Below are 24,162 nucleotides of genomic sequence, written 5' to 3'. Positions count from 1 at the left end.
CGGATGGTAGCCGGGTGCGCGGATGGGCGAGATCTCGCCGCTCAGTCGAGGTCGTCGTGGCGGACCAGTTGGCGCGCGGCCTCGGTGATCGAGCCGGTCAGCGACGGATACACCGAGAACGTCTGCGCCAGGTCGGACACGGTGAGCTTGTTCTGCACGGCCAGGGCGAGCGGCAGGATCAACTCGGACGCGGTCGGCGCCACCACCACCCCGCCGATGACGACCCCCGTGGCCGGACGGCAGAAGATCTTCACGAAGCCGCGCCGCAGGCCGCTCATCTTCGCGCGCGGGTTGGTCGCCAGCGGCAGCATCACCGTGCGGGCCGGGTAGTCGCCGTTGTCGATCGCCTTCTGTGAGACGCCGACCGTCGCGATCTCGGGACGCGTGAAGATCGCCGAGGCAACGGTTTTCAGCTTCAGCGGGCTGACCCCCTCGCCCAGCGAGTGGTACATCGCGATCCGTCCCTGCATGGCCGCCACCGAGGCGAGCGGCAGGAGCCCGGTGCAGTCGCCGGCGGCATAGATCCCCGGCACCGATGTCCGCGACACCCGGTCGACGGTGATGTAGCCGCCGCGATCCACCTCGACACCGGCCCGATCGAGGCCCAGCTCACCGGTGTTGGGCACCGAGCCGACCGTCATCAGTACATGCGACCCGGTCACGGTACGACCGTCCGCCAGATGTGCTGTCACCGAATCGCCGTGCCGCTCGACCTTGTCGGCACGAGCATGCTTGATGAGTTCGACGCCGCGCTCGGCCAAGGCGTCCTCGAGAACGAGGGCCGCGTCTTCGTCCTCGCCCGGCAGGACCCGGTCGCGGCTGGACACCAGGGTCACCTTCACCCCGAGCTCGGTGTACGCGTGCACGAACTCCGCTCCGGTGACACCGGAGCCGATGACGACGAGGTGCTCGGGCAGTTCGTGCAGGTCGTAGAGCTGACGCCACGTGAGGATGCGCTCCCCGTCGGGCTGGGCGTCGGGCAGGATGCGCGGTGACGCACCGGTCGCCACGAGCACGACATCACCCTCGTAACGCTTGGTCGACCCGTCGGCGAGCGTCGCGATGACCCCATGGGTGGACACCCCGATCTGCCGCTCGTCCAGTTCGGCGCGACCCGACACCACCGTCACGCCCTCACTCATCAGCCGCGAACGGATGTCGGCGGACTGGGCGAACGCCAGGTCGCGCACCCGCTGATGGATCTGCGGCAGCGTGACGAGCGCGTCGTCGGTGCTCAGATTGATGCCCAGATCGACCGCTCGCCGCACCTCGGTGCGGACACCGGTCGAGGCGATGAACGTCTTGGAGGGCACACAGTCCCACAACACACACGCGCCGCCGACCCCATCGGAGTCGATCACCGTGATGTCGGCGCCGTAGGCCGCCGCCGCCAATGCGGCCTCGTACCCCGCCGGCCCGCCGCCGATGATCACGATCTTGGTCACAAGTCCTCCTGGTCGCCGCGTCCGTGCCGCCTCCCAACCTAGTCCCCGCGACCGCGAGCGACTTGGTCGACTCCGCATCGGCGACGACGGTCGCGACCTACACTCGATGGATGCGCGTCCTCGGGTGCGCTTTCCTTGTCGTCCTGATCCTCGGCGCCTGCGGGGACCAGAGCCATGACGCGCCCGACGGGGCGGCCGATCCGCAGGTCGTGCAGGCCGACACCAACTACGTTCGCGAACTGACGTCCCAAGGCTTCCCGATCGACCACCCACCTCGCTCCATCTACTTCGGCCGGCAGGTGTGTGACATGGTCGACGGCGGGTCACCACCAGAGCGCGTACGTGGCTTCATCGCCGACGTGGTCGCCGGTTCACCAGCAGCCCATCCGGCCGGAATCGACCAGGTCCTCCTCATCACCGTCCGGCACCTGTGCCCGCAGCACTGGCCGAGCAGCTCGGCGCCGACCGCTCCGCGCTGAATCCGCGGCCGGTGGACACCGCGCGCTGCCCGACGTGATCTACCGCTCGGCGTAATACGATCTATCGGGAATGTGGAACCCCAGCGATCCCCATGTGCTGGCGCCACGACCGGTGAGACGAGAAAGTGCAGGTCAGAGGCATACATGCCCATCTACGCAGCCTACGGGTCCAACATGCATCCCGAGCAGATGGCCGAACGGGCCCCTCACTCGCCGATGGCAGGCACCGGGTGGCTGAACGGGTGGCGGCTGACGTTCGGGGGCGGCGACATCGGCTGGGAGGGCTCGCTCGCGACCGTGACCGAGGATCGTGAGGACCCCGATGCGAAGGTGTTCGTCGTCCTCTACGACGTGACTTCGGAGGACGAGGAGAACCTCGACCGGTGGGAGGGATCCGAACTCGGCATCCACGTGAAGCTGCGGGTGCGGGTCGACACCGCGGACGGACCGGTCCTCGCCTGGTTGTATGTGCTCGACGCATACGAGGGTGGACTGCCCTCGGCGCGCTACCTCGGGGTCATGGCCGAGGCCGCGGAGATCGCCGGAGCGCCTGCCGACTACGTGCAGGACCTGCGGCTACGCGAGTCCCGTAACGTCGGGCCGGGACCGGGGCCGGTCGAACCGTAGCGGCGGCGTACCTCAGTCGTCGGCCAGGGCGATGCCTGCGAGCGTACGCACGCCGACCTCCAGTGCCCGTTCGTCGAGATCGAAATTCGGCTGGTGCAGATCCACGCGCGGCGCGATCCCGTCCCACACGCCCAGGCGACCCATCGCCCCGGGCACGTGTTCGAGATACCAGGAGAAGTCCTCCCCGCCCGGTGACTGGGGCGTGTCGGCGACCGCGTTGGGACCGATCTGCGCCACCGCGGCCCGCATCGTCGCCACCGCGCGCTCGTCGTTGACCACCGGCGGAACCCCGCGGAAGTACGACAGGTCGTAGCGCACGCCGAGCGGTGCGAGCAGCTCGCCGATCACGCTGCGCACCAACGGTTCGAGCTCCGCCCACGTCGAATGATCACCGGTGCGGACTGTGCCCAGCAGCCGACCGTCCTGCGGGATGGCATTCGGTGCGCTGCCGGCATTCGCCGCGCCCCATACCATCACGGTGCCCGAACGTGGGTCCAGGCGCCGAGACAGAATTCCCGGGAGACCGGTGATGACAGTGCCCATCGCATAGACGAGGTCGCCGGTGAGATGAGGCCGCGACGTGTGACCGCCGGGCGAATGCAGTGCCAGATCGATGTGGTCGGCCGCCGACGTGAGCGCACCTGAGCGCAGACCCACCGAGCCCACCGGCAGTTTGGGATCGCAGTGCAGCGCGTAGATCCGGCCGACGCCGCCCATCACGCCGGCCGCGACCGCGTCGAGCGCGCCGCCAGGCATGACCTCTTCGGCCGCCTGGAAGATCAACCGGACACCGACGGGCAACTCGTCGACCGAGGCCAGCAGCTTGGCGACGCCGATGAGCATGGCGGTGTGCGCATCGTGGCCGCAGGCGTGGGAGACGCCTTCCACCGACGAACTGAACGACAGTCCGGTGTGCTCGGTGATCGGTAGCGCATCCATGTCCGCGCGCAACGCGATCCGCGGTCGGTCGTCACCGCCGATGTCGCAGACCACTCCCGTGCCCAACGGCAGCCGGCGCGGTGCCAGACCGGCCGCACTCAGCTCCGACATCACCAGCTCGGTGGTGTTGACCTCCTGGCGTGACAGTTCCGGGTGGGCGTGGATCTGACGACGCCACCGCACCACGTCCTGGCCATGCGCCGCCCACCACGCATCGATGACGTCGCGCGGTGCGGCCGGCCGGATCTCGCGTTCACTCACTGCCATCGGACGTGCCTCACAACACCGTCCGCGGATACGCGATGTCGAGGTCGGCGATCAGCGGCTGGCGCAGGTTGCGCTTGATCTCGGCCAGGTTCGGCCCGGCCAGCGGGGCGCGTTCGGCGGCCACGGCGCGGGCACGCTCGAGCAGCGAGTCCACGTCGACGATCTCCTCGACGATCCGCTTCTCGAGCGCCTCTTCGGCGGTGTAGCGCTTGGCGGTCAGCATCGCCTCGGTGGCCACCGCGTCGTCGAGGCGGGTCCGGATCAGCGAGCTCATCCCCAGCGGGAACGGCATGCCCAGTGCCGCCTCGGGTAGCGACCAGAAGCCTCGACCCGTCCGCATGATGCGGTGATCGGCACACAGCGCGAACATCGCTCCCGCTCCGAACGCGTGCCCGTTGATCGCGGCGACGGTGGGGACCGGCAGGGTGAGCACCTTGCGATACAGGGCGTGCACGCTGTCGAGATAGGCGGGCAGCCCCTTCGGGCTGCTCGCGATGTGGTCGGTGTCGAGGCCGTTGGTGAAGAACTTGCCCGTCGCCGTGATGACGAGCGGGGTCAGCGGTCCCGCGGCGACCTGGTCGAGCAGGTCGTCGACGGAGGCGATCCATCCCGGCCCGAAGCGGTTCTCGGGATTCGACTCGTCGAGTTCCACGCCCTCGGTTCCGAGGTAGAGCTCGGTGACGGCGCCTGCAGAACGGAGAAACGGCATGTAGGGACTTTATCGCCGGGCACTAGGGTTGGGCCCATGGACCCCACCGCCGACGCCGATGCCGCTGCGATCGCGGCGGCCGCGACCATCGCCGCCGAGACCGACTGCGCCGCCCACGACGTCGTGGTGGTGCTGGGTTCGGGATGGGCGCCCGCCGCCGCGGCCTTCGGCACCCCGATCGCCAGCGTGGCGATGGCGGCTCTGCCGGGCTTCACCCCGCCGAAGGCGGCCGGGCACGGCGGCATGGTCCACTCGGTCCGTCTCGGCGATCGTCGTGTCCTGATTCTGTTGGGGCGTATCCACGCCTACGAGGGCCACGCTCTGGCCCGGGTGGTGCATCCGGTGCGCACTGCGGCCGCCGCCGGCGCCCACACCATCGTGCTCACCAACGCCGCCGGTGGCCTCCGCGAGGACATGTCGGTGGGCCAGCCCGTGCTCATCGCCGACCACCTGAACCTCACCGCCCGGTCGCCGCTGGCGGGGGCACAGTTCGTCGACCTCGTCGACGCGTATTCACCGCGATTGCGCGGCATCGCCCGCCGCACCGATCCGACGCTGGCCGAAGGCGTCTACGCCGGGTTGCCCGGACCGCATTACGAGACGCCCGCCGAGATCCGCATGCTGCGTACCCTCGGCGCCGACCTGGTCGGCATGTCCACCGTGCACGAGACGATCGCCGCCCGCGCCGCCGGCCTCGACGTCCTCGGTATGTCGCTGGTGACCAACCTCGCCGCGGGGATCACCGGCGAACCGCTCAGCCACACCGAGGTCCTCGAGGTGGGCCGCGCGTCCGCCACCCGGATGGGTGAGCTGCTCGCGTCGATCGTCGCCGAGCTGTGATGCCGCTATGACGGCCATCGATCCGCACGAGTGGGTCGCCGCCGACCCCGACCCGCACGACCGGGCGGAGCTCACCAACCTCACGCCGGACGAACTCGACGAAAGGTTCTCCGGCACACTGCACTTCGGCACCGCAGGATTGCGCGGCCCGGTCCGGGCAGGACCGAACGGCATGAACGTGGCGGTCGTCACGCGCACCACACATGCCCTCGGCCGCTGGCTCGCCGACCGCGGGTACGGCGGCGCCGCGGTCGTGGTCGGCCGCGACGCGCGGCACGGCTCGGCGCGGTTCGCCGACGCCGCCGCGGAGATCCTGGCCGCAGCGGGGTTCGACGTCATTCGGCTGCCGGGCACCACCCCCACGCCGCTGATCGCCTTCGCGTGCCGTGACCTCGGTGCAGCGGCCGCGGTCGCGGTCACCGCCTCCCACAATCCGCCCGGCGACAACGGATACAAGGTGTACGTGGCCGGCGGAGCACAACTCATCCCACCCGCGGACCACGAGATCGAAGACCTCAACGCCACCGCGCCGCCGGCAGACACCGTTGCCCGCCAACCGGTTTCGCCCGACACACGGGCACTGGCGAACGCGGACCGCTATCTCGGGCGGCTGACCGCCCGCTTCGGCCGGGTTCGGTCGTCGGTACGGGTGGCCCTCACGCCGATGCACGGTGTCGGCGGCGCGCTGGCCGTCGCCGCCCTGGAACGGGCCGGATTCACCGACATCCACGTCGTGGCCGAGCAGTTCGCACCCGACCCGGATTTCCCCACGGTTGCATTCCCGAACCCGGAGGAGCCGGGTGCAGCCGATCGGCTGCTCGCGCTGGCCGACCGCGTCGACGCCGACGTCGCGCTCGCGCTCGATCCCGACGCCGACCGGTGTGCGGTCGGCGCCCGGGTCCACGGCACCTGGCGGATGCTGACCGGAGACGAGACCGGCGCCCTGCTCGGCCGGTATCTCCTCGACGCTGCCACGGTCGACGACCCGGTGGTCGCCAGCACGATCGTGTCGGGTTCGATGCTCGCCGCGGTCGCCGATGCCGCGGGCGCCCGGCACGTCCGGACCCTGACCGGATTCAAATGGCTGGTCCGTGCCGGGGAGCCGCTGGTCTATGCGTACGAGGAGGCGATCGGCCACTGCGTCGACCCGGTCGCGGTCCGCGACAAGGACGGCATCGGCGCCGCAGTCGTCGCGGCTCTGCTCACCCACCGACAGGTCGCGGCCGGGTCGGATCTGGCCGCTGCTCTCCACGAACTCGCCGTCGAACACGGTGTGCACGTCACCGCCCAGCGGTCGGTGCGGGTGACCGACCTGGGGCGTATCGCCGAGATCATGGCGACGATGCGCGACTCACCGCCGACCTCGCTCGCCGGGATTGCCGTGGCCGCCGACGACCTCGCCGACCGCGACGACGGGCTCCGAACGGACGCGATCATGCTGTCGGGCACCGCCGGTGAGGACGCGATCCGCCTGCGCGTGATCGCGCGGCCGTCGGGCACCGAGCCGAAACTCAAGTACTACCTGGAACTCGTCGCCCCTCCGGGGGTCGGTGATGTCGCGGCCACGACCGAACGACTGGATTCGCTGGCCGACGACGTCCTCGCCGCGCTGCCCGGCTGACGCGGCGACGACCCGCCTGGGTCGGCGCACGGGCGATGGCTACCGTTGTCACGTGCCCGCAGACACGCTCCTCGACGCCCGGGACATCCACGTGGTCCGCAGCGGCCGGTCCCTTCTGCGCGACGTGAATCTGCGGGTCGTCGGCGGAGAGCACTGGGCGCTGCTCGGCCCCAACGGCGCCGGGAAATCGACATTGATGACGATCCTGGGCGCCCGCGGCCACCCCACCACCGGCACCATCGACGTGCTGGGCAGACGGCTGGGACGGGTCGACATGCGGGAACTCCGCACACACGTCGGTCACGTCGACCCGCGGTGGCGCATCGACATCCCGCTCACGGCGCACGAGGTGGTGCTCACCGGACTCACCAACACCCCCGAACTCGACCGTCGCCATCGCTACACCGCCGATGAGCACCGCCACGCCGACGAGTTGCTCGATCTGCTGGGGATGACCGCGCGGCGTGACTCGGTCTGGCCGGTGATGAGCCAGGGCGAGCGTGGGCGCACCCTGATCGCCCGGGCGCTCATGCCGCGGCCCGCGCTGTTGCTGCTCGACGAGCCCGCCACCGGCCTCGATCTCGCGGCGCGGGAGAAACTCCTGAGCGGGATCGACCTGCTCCGTTCGGAGGTTCCCGGACTCGCGAGTGTGCTCGTGACGCATCATCTCGAGGATCTGCCGGCCAGCACGAGTCACGCGATGCTGCTACGCGACGGCGAGGTGGTGGCCGCCGGGCCCGTCGACAAGACGCTGACCACGACCGCGATCAGTGCGTGTTTCGACCACGATGTGGTGGTCCGACGCACCGGCGGCCGGTGGTCGGCGACGGCTGCCTGAAACACCGACCCGTCCGTCGACTCCCGGCGCTCAGCGCGGCCCGAACTGCCGATCGCCGGCGTCACCCAGGCCCGGCACGATATAGGCGGTCTCGTCGAGCCGCTCGTCGACCGCCGCCACCACGAGTCGGACCGGATGCCCGGAGCGTTCGAGAGCCGCGACACCTTCCGGCGCGGCGACGACGCACACCGCGGTGATGTCGGTGGCGTTGCGTGCCACCAGGAGTTCGATGGTGTGCAGCATCGAACCGCCGGTCGCCAGCATCGGATCGAGGACGAACACCGGTAGACCGGCCAGATCGTCGGGCAGCGACTCGAGGTACGGGACGGGCTCGGCGGTCGTCTCGTCGCGGGCCACCCCGACGAATCCGACGTGGGCTTCGGGCACCATCGCGTGTGCCTGTTCCACCATGCCGAGGCCTGCGCGCAGCACCGGCACCAGCAGCGGTGGGGTCGCGAGTCGCGCCCCGTCGAACGCCGCCAGTGGCGTGTCGATGGATACGGTCGCGGTCGGCGCATCGGCCAGAGCCTCGTAGACGAGCATCTGGGTCAGGTCCGACAAGGCCGCGCGGAAGGCCGCGTTGTCGGTGGTCTTGTCACGCATCGTGGTCAGACGCGCGGCGGCGAGCGGGTGATCGACGATCTGTACCTGCATGCCAACACATTAAGTGGAACCAGACGTCGCGGCGGGACGTCAGAACTACATGACCGAGGTAACCACCCAATCAGCGGCGCTCACGGCGTACGCACGCGGCCAGGGCGCCGCGGCCGACGACGTCGGTGCACAGTCGGCAACCCAGCGCGGCGAGGTCGGTGAACTCACCATGAGCTTCGGTGTGATCGGCGCCGACTTCCTGGCCGCGACCGCCTATGTGCTGGACTGTCGTTCGCGCGCACTCGACGCGATCGCACAACGCCATCGCGGCCAGGACTCCACGACACGCGCCGCCGACACCCGCTACGTCGACGCCGACGACCGCAATGCCGCCGCGATGGCCGACACCGAACTGCGGCTCTAGATGCTGACCGTCGACATCGTCATCGCGCCGCTACGCATCATGATCACCGCTCTGGGCACCGGAATCCTGCCACCCGGCAACCCGGCCGACCGGCTGCGCTCCACCGCCGACGAACTCGACCGTGTCCGCAGACAGTCGGCCGCCGCGACCGAACAGGTGGCCGCGCAGTGGCGCGGCACCGGGGCGGACTCCGCGGTCCGGGCCGCGGACCGAACCCACCGCGCCACCATCGCGAGGATCGACGACTCCGCCGCGATCGCCGCGCTGATCGAGGACGCGGGTGCCAAGGTGAAGATCGCCGCCGATCAACTCAACGGGTTGGTCGATTCCTTCCACCGGGTGGCGGCCGCGATGGGACCGAACCTGTTCAGCCCGCAGGGCGTGGCGATGATCCTTCCGGTGGCGCTCGACCACATCCATCGCGGCATGCAGATCGTGGCGCGCACCCAGGCCGACCTGCGTGCCGATACCGACGCGATGATGGCGCTTGCCCGCACCGAGGCACCCGCGACCGTGACCGGCGTGTCACCCGCATCGGATTCCGGCGGCGTCGCGATCCGCTTGCCCGACGGCTCGGTGGCACACGCACCCAACGAGCGAGCCGCCAAGGCCGTGCGCGCGGCTCTCAGTCAACAGGGCGTGCCGTACGTCTGGGGTGGCACCACCCCGGACGGGTTCGACTGCAGCGGTTTCACCCAGTGGGCCTACCGTCAGGCGGGCGTCGAGCTGCCGAGACTCGCACAGGATCAAGACACCGCCGGGTTCGCGGTGAGCCAGTCCGATCTGGCGCCCGGCGACCTCGCCGTCTGGGACGGGCACGTCGCGATGTACGTCGGGAACAATCAACTCGTCGAGGCCGGTGATCCGGTACAGACGTCGCCGCTGCGCACCACGAACGCCGGTCAGGGTTTCCAAGGGTTCTATCGACCGCGGTGACAACCAGGGTCGATCGATCCACGTTCACCGAGAGGTCGCGGGGGCGCCACCCGAGTTCACAGGTCCGATCGCTACGCTGTGTCCTCATGGCCGGAGACATCGTCCCCATCGAGCTCGGACTCACCGACGGAAACCGTTTCACCCTCTGGGCACCCCGGTGGCGGGAGGGTGACGACGAATGGGAGGCCTTCCTCGGCCTCGACGAAGATCTCTACGGTTTCCCCGGCGTCGCCGAACTCGCAGCGTTTGTCCGCAACGACGACGACAACGACCTCGTCGACCACCCCGCGTGGGAGACCATGGCAGGTCTGCAGGCCGATGAACTGGTCCCGGACGACCGACACAGCTACGACCTCGTCGGTGTGCCGGAACTGGCCGCCGAGGATCCCAGCCCCGAGGTCATCGCCGAACTCGAGGACGCCCTCGAGATCGTCCGGATCCTCGGCGAGGTCTGCGAACTGACCGTCATCACCAAGTTCTTCAACGGCAACCCCATCCTGGGGGCGGTGACGACCGGAACCCAGAACTTCACCGGCCGTGAGGGTGTGGACCTGTGGGTGCGCATCGGGCGCCTCATCGCCAAGCACTGGGACGACGTCGTCGACGCCATCGACGACGTGATCACCACCCCCGATGTCGATGCCGCAGCCGTGTCGACGGCCGCAGCCGAACTCGAGGCGGCCGCGTCGGCCGAGGACGAGGACGAGCCCGAGGACGAGGATCTCGACCTGGTCGAGGACGACACCGACGACGACTCGGACACCGAGGCGGACGAGGGCGACACCGCCGACGAGGACGAGGACGAGGACGACGAATCCGACGAAGTCGACGACGACGACTTCTGGGCCAACGTGGGTATCGACCCGATCAAGATCGTCACCGCCGACGGCGAGTACCTGTCTCTGCGTTGCTACCTCGGCGACGATCCGGTGTTCCTCGGCGCCGACGGCAAGATCTTCGTGTTCACCTCGGCCCGCGGGCTGGGCCGGTACCTGGCCGACGCCGACGACCACGATCTCGCCGACGTCTCCACCTTCGACGAGGTCCGCACCGCGGCCACCGACGGCTCGCTCGAGTTCGACGTCATCGACGACAACGTCTATGTGCTGCCCGGCCTCGTCGATGACATCGCCGACGGGCCACGCCGGATGGACCGCAACCAGCTCGATCTCGCGGTCGAGCTGCTCACCGACGCCGCCGACTACGCCGACGACGACTCGGTGTCCGAGGCGCTGGGCACCACCACCCCGCTGGGCTGGTTCGTCGACTACGCGATCAATCCCGACCCGAAACGGATGGCACCGAGCCCGCCGTTCGAGAACGAGTCGGAGGCCTGGCGCGCGCTGGTGCACGACTTCGAGCGTCGGCTGGTCAAGAAGGGCTGACGGGTCACCGGGTCTCGATACGCTGCTCGCCTAGCGGCTCGCAGCTACTCGACCAGCGGAAAGTCGCTTTTCCGTTGATCGAGTAGCAGACGAGCGGCAGCGAGGAGCGTATCGAGATCGCGCACGCCCACTGATCCACCGTCACCCCAACAACACCGCATACCCCGGTTTGATCACGTCGTCGATGAGTGCGAGTCGTTCGTCGAAGTGGATGAAGGCCGACTTCATCGCATTGACCGTGAACCGTTCGAAATCGGCCCAGCCGTAGCCGAATTGCGCCGACAGCCGCAGGAACTCCTTGCTCATCGTGGTGTCGCTCATCAGCCGGTTGTCGGTGTTCACGGTCACGCGGAACCGCAGCCGCGCGAGCACGTTGAACGGATGATCGGCCATCGATGCCACCGCACCCGTCTGCACGTTCGAGCTCGGGCACAGTTCGAGCGGAATGCGCTTGTCGCGCACTATGTTCGCGACCTGACCGAGCTCGGCACCCTCGAAGGTCTCCGCGGTGAGGTCGGCGCCGTCGGGCAGGGTGATGTCGTCGATGACGCGTACCCCGTGCCCGAGCCGGTCGGTGCCGCAGAACGCCAACGCCTCGTGGATCGAGGGCAGACCGAATGCCTCGCCCGCGTGAATCGTGAAGTGGGCGTTGTTGGCCCGCATGAACTCGAACGCGTCGAGATGACGGGTCGGCGGGTGACCGGCCTCGGCCCCCGCGATGTCGAACCCGGCGACCCCGGCGTCGCGATACCGCACCGCCAACTCGGCGATCTCGCGGGACCGGGCCGCATGTCGCATCGCGGTGACCAGGCACCGCACGATGATCGGGCGACCCGTGGCCGCGGCCTCCTGCTCCCCTTCCGCGAACCCGGCGAGCACGGCTTGCACGACCTCGTCGAGGGTCAGCCCCTGCTCGAGATGTTGTTCCGGCGCGTACCGCACCTCGGCGTAGACGACGCCGTCGGCGGCCAGGTCGGCGACGCACTCCCGCGCCACCCGGGCCAGCGCCGAGGGCGTCTGCATCACCGCGACCGTGTGGGTGAACGTCTCCAGATAGCGCTCGAGACTGCCGCTGTCGGCGGCGTCGCGGAACCAGGCGGCCAGATCGTCGGCGTCGTCGGCGGGCAGGTCGGAGTACCCGGCCTCGTGCGCCAGTTCGAGCACCGTGCGCGGGCGCAACCCGCCGTCGAGATGGTCGTGTAACAGCACCTTGGGTGCCAGCGAGATGTTCGGCAGGTCGAGGGGCCGGCCGGGGCCGTCTGCCGGTCGCTCGGGTGTCGGGGTCGCGTCGACGGTCGTCATGCACCGACGGTAACGCGACCGGCGATCAGCGGGGTGCGCTCGCTCGGCGCGTCACCGACCGTGACGGCCGTGGCGAGTGACGCCCGGGCCGCGGCGAACCGCTCCGGTGTCCGGGTGTGCATCGTGAACAGTGGATCCCCGCGCCGCACCCGCTCACCGGGCTTGGCGTGCACGGTGATGCCCGCCTCGGCCTGCACTTTCTCCCCAGGCACCGCCCGGCCCGCCCCGAGGCGCCACGCGGCGATCCCGACGTCCCACGCGTCGACGCGGGTCACGACGCCCGAAGCCTCCGCCACGACGGTGTCGGTGTGGCGGGCCTGCGGCAGCGGCGCCTCGGGATCGCCGCCCTGTGCCGTGATCATCGCCCGCCAGACGTCCATCGCCTTCCCGTTGGCCAGGTTCACCGCCGGATCGACGTCGAGGCCGGCCGCGTCGAGCATCTCCCGCGCGAGGGCGAGCGTCAGTTCCACGACGTCGTCGGGGCCGCCGCCGGCGAGGACCTCGACCGACTCGGCCACCTCGAGGGCGTTGCCCGCGGTCCGCCCCAGCGGGGTGTTCATGTCCGTCAGCAACGCACGTGACCGCACGCCGGCGGACTCACCGAGTTCGACCATCGTCTCGGCGAGCTCCCGGCTTTCCGCTTCGGTCTTGAGGAACGCGCCGGTTCCGAACTTGACGTCGAGTACCAGCGCGCCGGTCCCTTCGGCGATCTTCTTCGACATGATCGAGCTCGCCAGCAGCGGGATCGCTTCCACCGTCGCGGTCACGTCGCGCAGTGCGTAGAGACGTCGATCTGCCGGTGCCAGATCGCCGCCCGCGGCACAGATCACCGCCCCCACCTGCTCGAGCTGGGTCACCATGTCGTCCGGATCGATCTCGGCCCGCCATCCCGGGATGGCCTCCAACTTGTCCAGCGTGCCGCCGGTGTGTCCCAGACCCCGTCCCGACAACTGCGGAACCGCGACCCCGAACGACGCGACGAGCGGGGCCAGCGGCAGCGTGATCTTGTCGCCGACCCCGCCGGTGGAGTGCTTGTCGACCGTGACCAGGCGCCGTCCGTCCCGGCGCAGCCCGGAGAAGTCCATCCGGCGGCCACTGTTGATCATCGCCTCGGTCCATCGCGAGATCTCGCGTCGACTCATCCCGCGCAGCAGGATCGCCATCAGCAGTGCCGACATCTGCTCGTCGGCGACGTGGGCGTGCTCCCGGGCATAACGATCGATCACCCAGTCGATCTGGGCGTCGCTCAACTCGGCGCCGTCGCGTTTGGTGCGGATCACCGAGATGGTGTCGATGATCCCCGCGTCCTCCTGCGCGCCGTCGCCGCCGGCTCCGTCCACGGTGGTCACCGGGAGGCCTCCAGATCGTCGGGCCCGAACGCGTCGGGCAACAGTTCGGCCAGCCGTCGCGGGCCGTCCGGGTGGTCGACGACCACCTCGGGCCCGCCGTGTTCGAGCAGCACCTGACGGCAGCGGCCGCACGGCATCAGGATCGCGCCGCGAGCGTCGCACACCGACACCGCGACGAGCCGCTGACGGCCGGCGGAGACCAGGTTGGCGACGAGTGCGACCTCGGCACAGATACCGAGGCCATATGAGACATTTTCCACATTGCAGCCCCGCACAACGCGGCCTTCGGTTGTGAGGCCCCCGGCCCCGACCGGGAAGCCGGAATAGGGCGCGTAGGCGCGTCCAATCATCGCTTGTGCGTTGTCCCGCAGTAACTTCCAGTCCACCTCGGCCGGCATCAGGCGCTCCTCACAATCGGTACGGGTGAGCAATTTGTGACGTCACTTACCAATGCGAACGTTGGTTAGGCAACCCTAAATCGAGATCACTTGTCGCCCAGATCCGTTCGGGCAATTTATGCCCGGCCTCAGCATAGGTTTAGAGTCTCATGCATGGGTCCACGGCCGAGCGTGAGAATGCCGACTCGGCACATCCATCGACGCTGTTGGAGGCCAGTTTCGCGATGAGCACCCCCACCGAGGTAGCACCAGAGCCGGTGCGCAAGCGCTCCCTCTATCGAGGCGACCCAGGCATGTGGTCGTGGGTGCTGCACCGCATCACCGGTGTGACGATCTTCTTCTTCCTCTTCGTCCACGTCCTGGACACGGCGGTCATCCGGATCGATCCGAACAAGTACTCCGAGATCATCGAGACGTACAAGACGCCGATCATCGGCCTGATGGAGATCGCCCTCGTGGCCTGCGTCCTGTATCACGCGCTCAACGGCGTCCGCATCATCCTCGTCGACTTCTGGTCCAAGGGACCGAAGTATCAGCGTCAGATGCTGTGGGTGATCCTCACGCTGTTCGTGATCGTCTTCGGTGCGGCCACGATCCGACTGCTCCAGATCCTGATCAGCCACGCATTCTAGGAGGCACCTGATGACTGCATCGCACACCGCGGGTGCCGCCAAGACCCTGGGCACCCAGTACGACCGGCCGGCCAGCCTCGACAATCCGCGTTCGCCGCGGATGCGCAAGGGCGGCAACTTCGAGAAGTACGCATGGCTGTTCATGCGGTTCTCGGGTCTGGCCCTGATCATCCTGACGATCGGCCACATGTTCATCATGCTCGCCTGGGACGACGGCGTGCATCGCATCGACGCATCGTTCGTCGCGGCCCGTTGGCGCGAACCCTTCTGGCAGATCTGGGATCTCACCATGCTGTGGCTGGCCCAGCTGCACGGTGGCAACGGCGTCCGCACCATCATCGCCGACTACTCACGCAAGGACTCGACCCGCTTCTGGCTGAACGTCCTGCTGGGTATCTCGATGATCCTGGTCCTGGTGCTCGGCACCTACGCACTGCTGACCTTCGACGTGAACAGCGTCGGCTGAGGAGACTGACGAAGACATGCAGGAACATCGCTACGACGTAGTCATCGTGGGTGCCGGCGGTGCCGGCATGCGCGCCGCCATCGAGTCCGCACCCCGGGCGCGGACCGCGGTGCTCACCAAGCTGTATCCGACGCGCAGCCACACCGGCGCCGCGCAGGGCGGCATGTGCGCCGCCCTCGCCAACGTCGAAGAGGACAACTGGGAGTGGCACACCTTCGACACGGTCAAGGGTGGCGACTACCTCGCCGACCAGGACGCCGTCGAGATCATGGCCAAGGAGGCCATCGACGCGGTGCTCGACCTGGAGAAGATGGGTCTGCCGTTCAACCGCACCCCCGAGGGCAAGATCGACCAGCGCCGCTTCGGCGGCCACACCCGCGATCACGGCAAGTCGCCGGTCCGGCGCGCCTGCTACGCCGCCGACCGCACCGGCCACATGATCCTGCAGACGCTGTACCAGAACTGCGTCAAGCACGACGTCGAGTTCTTCAACGAGTTCTACGCGCTCGACATCTGCCTCGGTGAGAACGCCGACGGCGAGATGGTCGCGACCGGTGTCGTCGCCTACGAGCTCGCCACCGGCGAGATCCACGTGTTCCACGCCAAGTCGATCGTCTTCGCGACCGGCGGTTCGGGACGCATGTACAAGACCACCTCCAACGCCCACACCCTGACCGGCGACGGCATGGGCATCGTGTTCCGCAAGGGACTCCCCTTGGAGGACATGGAGTTCCACCAGTTCCACCCGACCGGCCTGGCCGGCCTCGGCATCCTGATCTCGGAGGCCGTGCGTGGTGAGGGCGGCATCCTGCGCAACGCCGACGGCGAGCGCTTCATGGAACGCTACGCCCCCACGATCAAGGACCTCGCACCGCGCGACATCGTGGCACGGTCGATGGTGCTCGAGGTGCTCGAAGGCCGCGGCGCAGGACCGAACAAGGACTACGTCTACATCGACGTGACCCACCTCGGCGAGGACGTCCTCAACGAGAAGCTCCCCGACATCACCGAATTCGCCCGGACCTACCTGGGCGTGGATCCGGTGACGGAGTACGTGCCGGTGTACCCGACGTGCCACTACGTGATGGGCGGAATCCCGACCAACATCGAGGGCCAGGTGCTGCGCGACAACGACACCGTGGTGCACGGCCTCTACGCCGCAGGCGAGTGCGCGTGCGTCTCGGTGCACGGCGCCAACCGTCTCGGCACCAACTCGCTGCTCGACATCAACGTCTTCGGGCGCCGTGCCGGCATCGCCGCCGCCGACTACGCGACCTCGGCGGACTTCGTCGAACTCCCCGACACCCCGACCAAGATGGTCGACGACTGGCTGGAGTTGCTGCTCAGCGATCGCGGGCACGAGCGCGTCGCCGACATCCGCACGGAACTGCAGGCGACGATGGACAACAACGCGTCGGTGTTCCGCACCGAGGAGACGCTCAAGCAGGCGCTCACCGACGTCCATGCACTCAAGGAGCGGTACAACCACATCCGCGTCCACGACAAGGGCAAGCGGTTCAACAGCGACCTCCTCGAGGCGATCGAGCTCGGCTTCCTGCTGGAGATGGCCGAGGTCACCGTCGCCGGAGCGCTCAACCGCAAGGAGTCCCGCGGCGGTCACGCCCGCGAGGACTACCCGGACCGCGACGACGTCAACTACATGCGCCACACGATGGCGTACAAGAAGGGCGAAGGCCTTCTCTCGGACATCGAGCTGGACTACAAGCCCGTGGTGCAGACCCGCTACGAGCCGATGGAGCGTAAGTACTGATGACAGCGATCATGGACAACCCGGCACCGGCCTCCGACGAACCGCCACTGCCCCCGGTACCCGACGAGGCCACCATGGTGACCTTGAAGATCTACCGGTTCAATCCGGAGAACCCGGATGCGCAGGGATTCGAGAGCTTCCGCGTTCCGGCGCTGCCCACCGACCGGCTGCTGAACCTCCTGCTGTACGTCAAGGGCTACCTCGACGGCACGCTGACGTTCCGACGCAGCTGCGCGCACGGCGTGTGCGGGTCCGACGCGATGCGCATCAACGGCGTCAACCGCCTGGCCTGCAAGCTCCTGATGAAGGACATGCTCCCGAAGGACAAGTCCAAGGAGCTCACCATCACGGTCGAGCCGATCAAGGGCCTGCCGGTGGAGAAGGACCTCGTGGTCGACATGGAGCCCTTCTTCGAGGCCTACCGCGCGATCAAGCCGTTCCTGATCACCTCGGGCAATGAACCGACCCGGGAGCGCATCCAGAGCCAGACCGACCGCGCCCGCTTCGACGACACCACCAAGTGCATCCTGTGTGCCTGCTGCACCACGAGTTGCCCGGTGTTCTGGAACGAGGGCAGCTACTTCGGGCCGGCCGCGATCGTCAACGCCCACCGGTTCATCTTCGACAGCCGTGACGAGGCCGCCGTCGAGCGTCTCGACATCCTCAACGACATGGACGGTGTGTGGCGCTGCCGCACCACGTTCAACTGCACCGAGGCCTGCCCGCGCGGCATCCAGGTCACCCAGGCGATCCAGGAGGTCAAGCGCGCCCTCATGTTCTCGCGCTGATCCCCGGCGGCCCAAGCCCGGCCGCCAAACCGCAGATTTCACTCTGCAGCCCCGACCACGCCCCTCCGCGACCGACTCGCGGAGGGGCGTCGTCGTTCCATGAGGGCGGTGGAACCGCAGGCACTCGCTGCGCGTCCAAATCCCATGACACGCATACGCCTCGTGATCGTCGGCCTGATTCTCACCCTCGCGATCGCGGCGCCGGGCGCCGACGCGTCGCCTCGACACCCCGGGACCGGTGACCGGATCACGCTGGTGCTCACGTCGGACACGAAGGTCAACCGCGCGGTCTCCTGGTACGACAGCCACAATCGGCTCCGCAACCAGACCGCGGTGCCGCTGACCCACTTCGACCGGAAGACCGAACAGTGGTCGGGCTCGCTCACGTTCACCAGCCGCGTCCGTCACCAACGGATCGACGCGGTGTTCCGATCGAGCGGCCGGTTCGCGGCATGCGCCGTCTGGGTGAACGAGGTCAGGATTCGCGAGATCAGAGCGCGATCCACGGACCTCGCCGTCGCCCGTTGTTCGTGGGACGACGACGCTCGATGGCGCGCTATCGCGTGAAAACCGTACGATGCCAGGACTTCTCGGCGATGTCGGTGATGTCGCTCATGACGTGCTTCACCGTCAGGTACTCGTCCAGCGAGTAGGTCGACATGTCCTTGCCGAACCCGGATGCTCCATAGCCGCCGTGCGGCATCTCACTGATGATCGGGATGTGATCGTTGATCCAGACGCAGCCGGCGCGGATCTCGCGGGCGGCCCGCTGCGCGCGGTACACGTCGCGGGTCCACGCGGAGGCGGCGAGGCCGTAGACGGTGTCGTTGGCGCGACGGATCGCGTCGTCGTCATCGGTGAAGGAACTGACGGTGAGGACCGGACCGAACACCTCGTCGCGGTAGATCTCGGATCCCTCGGCGACGTCGGCGAGCAGGGTGGGCGGGTAGAAGGCGCCCGGGCCGTCGGGAACCGTCCCGCCGGTCACCAACCGGGCCCCGGCCACGACGGCGCGGTCGACCATCCCCGCGACCTTGTCCCGATGGGCGATCGAACTGAGCGAACCCATGTCGGTCGCGGGATCGGTGGGGTCACCGACGGTGACCTCCGACATCACCTGCGCGACGCCGTCGACGAAGTCGTCGTAGACGCTCGCAGCGACGATCGCGCGGGTGGCTGCGGTGCAGTCCTGACCGGCGTTGATCAGGGCACCCGCCACCGCCCCGTGCACGGCGGCGGTGAGGTCGGCGTCGTCGAACACCACGAACGGAGCCTTCCCGCCCAGCTCCAGTTGCACCCGCGTGCCGTGCCGTGCCGCCTGCGCCATCACCGATCGCCCGACCGCGGTAGAGCCGGTGAACGTCACCATGTCGACGCCCGCGTGGCCGGAAAGGACCGAACCCACGTCGGCGCCGGTGCCGACCAGCACGTTGAGGACGCCGTCGGGCAGGCCCGCCTCGGTGGCCAGCCGCGCCAGCGTCATCGTCGTCAACGGGGTGATCTCGGCCGGCTTCAGCACCACCGTGCAGCCGGCGGCGATGGCGGGCAACACCTTCCACGCCGCCATCTGCAGCGGATAGTTCCACGGCGAGATCGACCCGACGACACCCACCGGTTCACGACGGATCGACGACGTGTGATCGGCGGAGTACTCGGCACTGGCCTTGCCATCGAGGTTGCGCGCGACACCGGCGAAGAAGTCGACGTTGTCGATGCTGCCGGGGACATCGAACTCCGTGGCCAGGCGGATGCTGCGTCCGGTCTGGGCGACCTCCTCGGCGGCCAGCGCCCCACTGTGGGTCCGGAGCAGATCGGCGAGCGATCGCATCACTTCCGAACGTTCGGCGGGAGTGGCTCCGCCCCAATCGGATTGCGCCGCGCGCGCCGCGGAGATCGCGGCGTCCACCTCACCGGTACCGGCGAGGGCCACGGTGGCGACCGGATCGCCGGTCGCCGGGTTGCGCACGGTATGGGCCGGCCCGTCGCCATGGCGGGCGGTACCGCCGATCCAGGCGGTGGGCATCATCTCCGTGTTCGGCATGCGCCCAGACTATCCGCGGTCCGACGGATTCGCGATCCAGACGAGGCATTCTCTGCTGATTCCATAGCTGCGCCTTGCATATGGATGCTGAATCCGTCACGATCGTCGTGTGGTTGAATCGTCCGCTCCCGCTCTCGACGCCACCGCCAAGAGGATCATCGAGGAACTGCAGACTGATGGCCGCAGTTCCTACGCATCGATCGGCAAGGCGGTGGGCCTGTCGGAGGCCGCGGTGCGCAATCGCGTGCAGAAGCTCAGCGAGAGCGGGCTGCTCCAGGTCGTGGCGGTGACCGATCCGCTCAAACTCGGGTTCGCGCGCCAGGCCCTGATCGGTATCCGGTGCACCGGCGATACCGAGACCCTCGCTCGGCAGCTGGCCACCTGCCCGGAGATCGACTACGTGGTCGTCACCGCCGGCTCGTTCGACATCCTCATCGAGGTCGTGTGCGAGGACGATGATCATCTCCTGCGCATCCTCAACCAGAAGGTTCGAGTCCATTCCGAGGTCACCGCGACCGAGACCCTCGTCTATCTGAAACTCGTGAAACAACAATACAATTGGGGAACCCGATGACCTCTGCGAACGCAGCCGCGACCGCGAACTCCCTCGGTGAGCGCAGCGCGGCCCACCTGTGGGGACATTTCGCCCGCCACGGCGACGGCATCACGCCGCCGGTGATCACCCGCGGCGAGGGTGTTCGGATCTTCGACGACCGTGGCCGCAGTTATCTGGACGGGCTCGCGGGGTTGTTCGTCGTCCAGGTCGGTCACGGCCGCGACGAACTCGCCGAGGCCGCCGCACGACAGGCGAAGGACCTCGCCTTCTTCCCGCTCTGGTCCTATGCCACGCCACCGGCGATCGAACTCGCCGAACGCCTCGCCGCGTACGCGCCCGGCGACCTCAACCGCGTCTTCTTCACCACGGGTGGTGGCGAGGCCGTGGAGAGCGCCTGGAAGCTCGCCAAGCAGTACTACAAGCTGACGGGAAAACCGGGCAAGCACAAGGTCATCTCGCGTTCGATCGCGTATCACGGAACCCCGCAGGGTGCGCTCGCCATCACCGGCGTGCCCGCGCTGAAGGTGCCGTTCGAGCCGCTGACGCCCGGCGCGTTCCGTGTGCCGAACACCAACATCTACCGGGCGCCCGATCCGTTCGGCACCGGCGAACTCGCCGACGATCCGAAGAAGTTCGGCCGGTGGGCGGCCGACCGGATCGCCGAGGCCATCGAGTTCGAGGGGCCCGACACCGTCGCCGCGGTCTTCCTGGAGCCGGTGCAGAACGCCGGCGGATGTTCCCCCGCCCCCACCCGGATACTTCGAGCGCGTCCGGGAGATCTGCGACAGCTACGACGTGCTACTGGTGTCCGACGAGGTCATCTGCGCGTTCGGGCGCATCGGATCGATGTTCGCCTGCGACGACTTCGGGTATGTCCCCGACATCATCACCTGCGCCAAGGGCATGACATCTGGGTACTCCCCGATCGGCGCGATGATCGCGAGTGACCGGCTCTTCGAGCCGTTCCGCGACGGCACCACGACCTTTCCGCACGGCTACACCTTCGGCGGCCACCCCGTGTCGGCGGCGGTGGCGCTGGCCAACCTCGACATCTTCGAGCGCGAGGGGCTCAACGACCACGTCAAGCGCAATGCGCCGGCGTTCCGGGCGACGCTGGAACGTCTGTACGACCTGCCCATCGTCGGCGATGTGCGGGGCGAGGGATACTTCTACGGGCTCGAGCTGGTCAAGGACAAGTCGACCAAGGAGACGTTCTCGCCCGCCGAGTCCGAGCGCATCCTGCGGGGCTTCCTGTCGTCCGCGCTGTTCGACGCCGGACTCTACTGCCGCGCCGACGACCGCGGCGACCCGGTGGTGCAGCTCGCTCCACCGCTGATCGCCGGACAGGCGGAGTTCGACGAGATCGAGCAGATCCTCCGGTCGGTCCTGACCGAGGCGTACACGCTGTTGTAGACAGATGTCCCGAATCCGCGAGCTACCCAAGGTTGAGCTGCACGTACACATCGAGGGCACGTTGGAGCCCGATCTCGTGCTGGAACTGGCTGCCGACGCCGGGATCACACTGCCCTACCCCGACGCCGACGCGTTGCGCGGACGCTACGTCTTCGCCGACCTGCAGTCCTTTCTCGACATCTACTACGAGAACCTCGACGTACTCCGGCGGCGCCACGACTTCGCCCGTCTCGCCTACGAATACGCCGTCCGGGCGCATTCCGGTGGCGTGGTGCACGCAGAGGTGTTCTTCGATCCCCAGGCGCATCGCTCACGCGGAGTACCGACGGCCGACGTGGTCGACGGCCTCGTCGACGGGTTCGCCCGGGCACGAACGGAGTTCGGCTTCACCGCCGACCTGATCGCGTGCTTCCTCCGCGACCGTCCTGCGGCCGAGGCAGCGGAGACCCTCGACGAGTTGATCGCCGTCGACGCGCCGATCATCGGGGTCGGGCTCGATTCGGCCGAGGTGGGGAATCCGGCGTCCCCGTTCGCCGACGTGTTCACCCGCGCCGCGGACCTCGGCCTCCGCCGCGTGGCCCATGCCGGCGAGGAGGCGGGACCCGAATCCATCCGCCAGGCCATCGATCACCTCGGCGTTGACCGGATCGACCACGGCATCCGCAGCGTCGACGACCCCGACCTCCTGGCCGAACTCGTCGCCACCCGCATGCCACTGACCGTGTGTCCGCTGTCCAACGTGTGTCTGCAGGCGGTCGGCGACCTGGCGTCTCACCCACTGCCCGACCTGCTGTCGGCAGGCGCCCACGTCACCCTGAACTCCGACGACCCTGCGTACTTCGGCGGGTACCTCGACGACAACTTCACCGCCGTCGCCGAACAATTCGGTCTCGACGACGACACGCTCGCCCGGCTGGCCCGCAACTCCGTGGTCGCCAGCTTCCTTCCGGCGTCGCGGCAACGCGAGATCATCGACGGAATCGACGGGTGGCTGGCCGCGTCGACAGAGTCCCGCTGGTAATCTCCGACCGGTGACGGTGGGGAGGCCGCGACATTTCGCGCGAGCGTTGATCGCCGGCCTCGCCGTGACCGTCGGCATGACGCTGGGACCGGCCCCGTTCTGTTCGCCCGCCACTGCAGCTCCCGTCCCGCCGACGACCACCCCGGTGACCGACCACTGCCCACACCGCATCGACACGCCACCACCTGTCGACGAATCCGAGGTCGTGGCGCCCGGGGATCCCACGCCCACCCCGCTGGCGGTCCCGGAGACACCGGTCGGTGGTGAGCAACTGGCCGCATGCGGTGTCGTCGCCGATCCCGCCGTGGGGCCGATACCACCGGCGTTGACGTCTGCGGGCTGGCTCGTCGCCGACCTCGACACCGGCGAGGTGATAGCGGCCAAGGACCCCCACGGCCGGTACCGCCCCGCGTCGACCATCAAGGTCCTGCTCGCGCTCGTCGCACTCGACGAACTCGATCTCGACACCGTCATCACCCCGACCGCCGAGGAGTGGAGCACCGAGGGCGACTCCTGCGGCATGGGTCCGGGCGGTCGGTACACCAATCGAGATCTGCTGACCGGGCTGGTGATGGTGTCGGGCAACGACTGCGCCAACGCCTTGGCCCGTCAACTGGGCGGCGTGGACACCGCGCTGGACAAGATGAACGAACGGGCTCACGCCCTCGGTGCGCTGGACACGCGGGCCGCGTCACCGTCCGGCCTGGACGCACCCGGGATGTCGTCGTCGCCGTACGACCTGGCACTGATCTTCCGAGAGGCCATGCACGACAGCACCTTCCGGTCGATGATCGGGATGCGGGAGTACCGGTTCCCGGGTTATCCCCGGCGCCCGGACGTGCCCGGCGACACCGATCACCCTGCCTACCAGATGCACACGTCCAATCAGCTGCTGCTCGAAGGCTATCCGGGGATGATCGGCGGCAAGACCGGCTACACCGACGACGCGCGCAAGACCTATGTCGGGGTGACGGAGCGGTCGGGTCGGCAGATCATGGTCGTGGAGATGTTCGGGCTCACCGTCGGCACCAACTCCTACTGGGACCAGACGAAGGCGTTGTTCGACTACGGTTTTCGGGCGCCTGAGGGCGTGACCGTCGGTGATCTCGTGACACCGCCGCAGGCCGCGGCGGAAGCTTCGGCCACCACTACTGTCGTCCCGTCGCCCACCGCGGCGCCGCGGACGGTCACCGCCACCGGCACCGGCACCGACGAACCCACCCGTTGGTCCGTTCGTCTGCTGATCGGTCTGGTGGCCGCGTTGGTGTCGGTCCTGCTCCTGTTGGTGGCGATGCGGTTGTTCTCCCGCCGCTGACCTGAC

Annotated in this window: 24 protein-coding genes and 1 pseudogene; 17 read left to right on the top strand and 8 right to left on the bottom strand. The window is 68.5% G+C overall.

The features are described from left to right. Window positions 1-41: 41 nt before the first annotated feature. A complete protein-coding gene (locus tag V1Y59_RS05070; protein ID WP_330503745.1) occupies window positions 42-1,445 on the bottom strand; it encodes an NAD(P)H-quinone dehydrogenase in 1,404 nt (467 codons plus the stop codon). A 110-nt stretch (window positions 1,446-1,555) separates the two neighbouring features. Between V1Y59_RS05070 and V1Y59_RS05065 the strand changes: the two genes are divergently transcribed. Continuing rightward, window positions 1,556-1,924, top strand: coding sequence for a DUF732 domain-containing protein (locus V1Y59_RS05065; RefSeq protein ID WP_330503744.1), 369 nt, complete (start codon window positions 1,556-1,558; stop codon window positions 1,922-1,924). 144 nt (window positions 1,925-2,068) lie between these two features. Continuing rightward, on the top strand, window positions 2,069-2,551 hold the full coding sequence (locus tag V1Y59_RS05060; protein ID WP_330503743.1) for a gamma-glutamylcyclotransferase: 483 nt from the start codon (window positions 2,069-2,071) through the stop codon (window positions 2,549-2,551). Between the two features lie 12 nt (window positions 2,552-2,563). Here V1Y59_RS05060 and V1Y59_RS05055 read toward each other — a convergent pair whose 3' ends face one another. Beyond that, window positions 2,564-3,757 carry an amidohydrolase gene (locus V1Y59_RS05055; RefSeq protein WP_330503742.1) on the bottom strand — a complete coding sequence of 398 codons (1,194 nt, stop codon included), beginning with the start codon at window positions 3,755-3,757 and terminating at the stop codon, window positions 2,564-2,566. Window positions 3,758-3,767: 10 nt separating this feature from the next. Next, window positions 3,768-4,466, bottom strand: a complete 699-nt coding sequence (locus V1Y59_RS05050) for an enoyl-CoA hydratase/isomerase family protein (protein WP_330503741.1) — start codon at window positions 4,464-4,466, stop codon at window positions 3,768-3,770. 36 nt (window positions 4,467-4,502) lie between these two features. Between V1Y59_RS05050 and V1Y59_RS05045 the strand changes: the two genes are divergently transcribed. From V1Y59_RS05045 to V1Y59_RS05035, 3 genes are read left to right on the top strand one after another with little or no spacing between them, the layout of a single operon-like run. Further along, window positions 4,503-5,306, top strand: coding sequence for a purine-nucleoside phosphorylase (locus V1Y59_RS05045; protein ID WP_330503740.1), 804 nt, complete (start codon window positions 4,503-4,505; stop codon window positions 5,304-5,306). A 7-nt stretch (window positions 5,307-5,313) separates the two neighbouring features. Beyond that, on the top strand, window positions 5,314-6,927 hold the full coding sequence (locus tag V1Y59_RS05040; RefSeq protein WP_330503739.1) for a phospho-sugar mutase: 1,614 nt from the start codon (window positions 5,314-5,316) through the stop codon (window positions 6,925-6,927). A gap of 52 nt (window positions 6,928-6,979) precedes the next feature. Continuing rightward, window positions 6,980-7,765, top strand: coding sequence for an ABC transporter ATP-binding protein (locus tag V1Y59_RS05035; protein ID WP_330503738.1), 786 nt, complete (start codon window positions 6,980-6,982; stop codon window positions 7,763-7,765). 30 nt (window positions 7,766-7,795) lie between these two features. On the opposite strand, the gene upp is transcribed toward V1Y59_RS05035, so the two are convergent. Continuing rightward, a complete protein-coding gene (gene upp / locus V1Y59_RS05030) occupies window positions 7,796-8,419 on the bottom strand; it encodes a uracil phosphoribosyltransferase (RefSeq protein WP_330503737.1) in 624 nt (207 codons plus the stop codon). Between the two features lie 49 nt (window positions 8,420-8,468). On the opposite strand from upp, the gene V1Y59_RS05025 reads away from it, so the two are divergent. The 3 genes from V1Y59_RS05025 (at window position 8,469) to V1Y59_RS05015 (ending at window position 11,104) form a co-directional block, all read left to right on the top strand. Then, a complete protein-coding gene (locus V1Y59_RS05025; protein ID WP_330503736.1) occupies window positions 8,469-8,783 on the top strand; it encodes a type VII secretion target in 315 nt (104 codons plus the stop codon). Next, window positions 8,784-9,719 carry a C40 family peptidase gene (locus V1Y59_RS05020; RefSeq protein WP_330503735.1) on the top strand — a complete coding sequence of 312 codons (936 nt, stop codon included), beginning with the start codon at window positions 8,784-8,786 and terminating at the stop codon, window positions 9,717-9,719. It begins immediately after the preceding gene. An 86-nt stretch (window positions 9,720-9,805) separates the two neighbouring features. After that, window positions 9,806-11,104, top strand: a complete 1,299-nt coding sequence (locus V1Y59_RS05015) for a primosomal protein (protein ID WP_330503734.1) — start codon at window positions 9,806-9,808, stop codon at window positions 11,102-11,104. Window positions 11,105-11,245: 141 nt separating this feature from the next. Here V1Y59_RS05015 and V1Y59_RS05010 read toward each other — a convergent pair whose 3' ends face one another. From V1Y59_RS05010 to V1Y59_RS05000, 3 genes are read right to left on the bottom strand one after another with little or no spacing between them, the layout of a single operon-like run. After that, on the bottom strand, window positions 11,246-12,406 hold the full coding sequence (locus V1Y59_RS05010; protein ID WP_330503733.1) for an adenosine deaminase: 1,161 nt from the start codon (window positions 12,404-12,406) through the stop codon (window positions 11,246-11,248). After that, window positions 12,403-13,746 (bottom strand): thymidine phosphorylase, encoded by a 1,344-nt coding sequence (locus tag V1Y59_RS05005; RefSeq protein ID WP_330503867.1) that lies wholly within the window; start codon window positions 13,744-13,746, stop codon window positions 12,403-12,405. The genes V1Y59_RS05010 and V1Y59_RS05005 overlap by 4 nt, the downstream gene beginning before the upstream one ends. 5 nt (window positions 13,747-13,751) lie before the next feature. Continuing rightward, a complete protein-coding gene (locus tag V1Y59_RS05000) occupies window positions 13,752-14,153 on the bottom strand; it encodes a cytidine deaminase (protein WP_330503732.1) in 402 nt (133 codons plus the stop codon). 224 nt (window positions 14,154-14,377) lie between these two features. Between V1Y59_RS05000 and sdhC the strand changes: the two genes are divergently transcribed. The 5 genes from sdhC to V1Y59_RS04975 all read left to right on the top strand — a co-directional run bounded on the left by sdhC (window position 14,378) and on the right by V1Y59_RS04975 (window position 18,377). Further along, window positions 14,378-14,785 carry a succinate dehydrogenase, cytochrome b556 subunit gene (sdhC, locus tag V1Y59_RS04995; protein WP_330430506.1) on the top strand — a complete coding sequence of 136 codons (408 nt, stop codon included), beginning with the start codon at window positions 14,378-14,380 and terminating at the stop codon, window positions 14,783-14,785. Between the two features lie 10 nt (window positions 14,786-14,795). Beyond that, window positions 14,796-15,251 carry a succinate dehydrogenase hydrophobic membrane anchor subunit gene (locus V1Y59_RS04990; protein WP_330430507.1) on the top strand — a complete coding sequence of 152 codons (456 nt, stop codon included), beginning with the start codon at window positions 14,796-14,798 and terminating at the stop codon, window positions 15,249-15,251. A 16-nt stretch (window positions 15,252-15,267) separates the two neighbouring features. After that, complete coding sequence (gene sdhA, locus V1Y59_RS04985) at window positions 15,268-17,022, top strand: succinate dehydrogenase flavoprotein subunit (protein WP_330503730.1); 1,755 nt, start codon at window positions 15,268-15,270, stop codon at window positions 17,020-17,022. Beyond that, complete coding sequence (locus V1Y59_RS04980) at window positions 17,022-17,810, top strand: succinate dehydrogenase iron-sulfur subunit (RefSeq protein WP_330503729.1); 789 nt, start codon at window positions 17,022-17,024, stop codon at window positions 17,808-17,810. The genes sdhA and V1Y59_RS04980 overlap by 1 nt, the downstream gene beginning before the upstream one ends. A 144-nt stretch (window positions 17,811-17,954) precedes the next feature. Continuing rightward, the gene (locus V1Y59_RS04975; RefSeq protein WP_330503728.1) at window positions 17,955-18,377 is read left to right on the top strand and encodes a hypothetical protein; all 423 of its coding nucleotides are present in this window, start codon (window positions 17,955-17,957) and stop codon (window positions 18,375-18,377) included. On the opposite strand, the gene V1Y59_RS04970 is transcribed toward V1Y59_RS04975, so the two are convergent. Continuing rightward, complete coding sequence (locus tag V1Y59_RS04970) at window positions 18,367-19,851, bottom strand: gamma-aminobutyraldehyde dehydrogenase (protein WP_330503727.1); 1,485 nt, start codon at window positions 19,849-19,851, stop codon at window positions 18,367-18,369. The two genes, V1Y59_RS04975 and V1Y59_RS04970, sit on opposite strands and share 11 nt — an antisense overlap. Window positions 19,852-19,960: 109 nt before the next feature. On the opposite strand from V1Y59_RS04970, the gene V1Y59_RS04965 reads away from it, so the two are divergent. The 4 genes and pseudogenes from V1Y59_RS04965 to V1Y59_RS04950 all read left to right on the top strand — a co-directional run bounded on the left by V1Y59_RS04965 (window position 19,961) and on the right by V1Y59_RS04950 (window position 24,156). Further along, a complete protein-coding gene (locus V1Y59_RS04965) occupies window positions 19,961-20,425 on the top strand; it encodes an Lrp/AsnC family transcriptional regulator (protein ID WP_330503726.1) in 465 nt (154 codons plus the stop codon). Continuing rightward, window positions 20,422-21,820: pseudogene (locus V1Y59_RS04960) on the top strand (aspartate aminotransferase family protein). Before V1Y59_RS04965 ends, V1Y59_RS04960 begins: the two are co-directional and overlap by 4 nt. A 4-nt stretch (window positions 21,821-21,824) precedes the next feature. Beyond that, complete coding sequence (locus V1Y59_RS04955; protein ID WP_330503725.1) at window positions 21,825-22,841, top strand: adenosine deaminase; 1,017 nt, start codon at window positions 21,825-21,827, stop codon at window positions 22,839-22,841. Between the two features lie 10 nt (window positions 22,842-22,851). Then, entirely contained in the window at window positions 22,852-24,156 is a 1,305-nt protein-coding gene (locus tag V1Y59_RS04950; RefSeq protein ID WP_431309101.1) for a D-alanyl-D-alanine carboxypeptidase family protein, read from the top strand. The last annotated feature ends 6 nt before the right edge of the window (window positions 24,157-24,162 follow it).

It is taken from the genome of Gordonia prachuapensis, from assembly GCF_036350515.1.
Classification (GTDB): domain Bacteria; phylum Actinomycetota; class Actinomycetes; order Mycobacteriales; family Mycobacteriaceae; genus Gordonia; species Gordonia prachuapensis.
The sequence above is the reverse complement of the archived record's forward strand: the minus strand, read 5'-3'. Positions and strand labels throughout refer to the sequence as shown.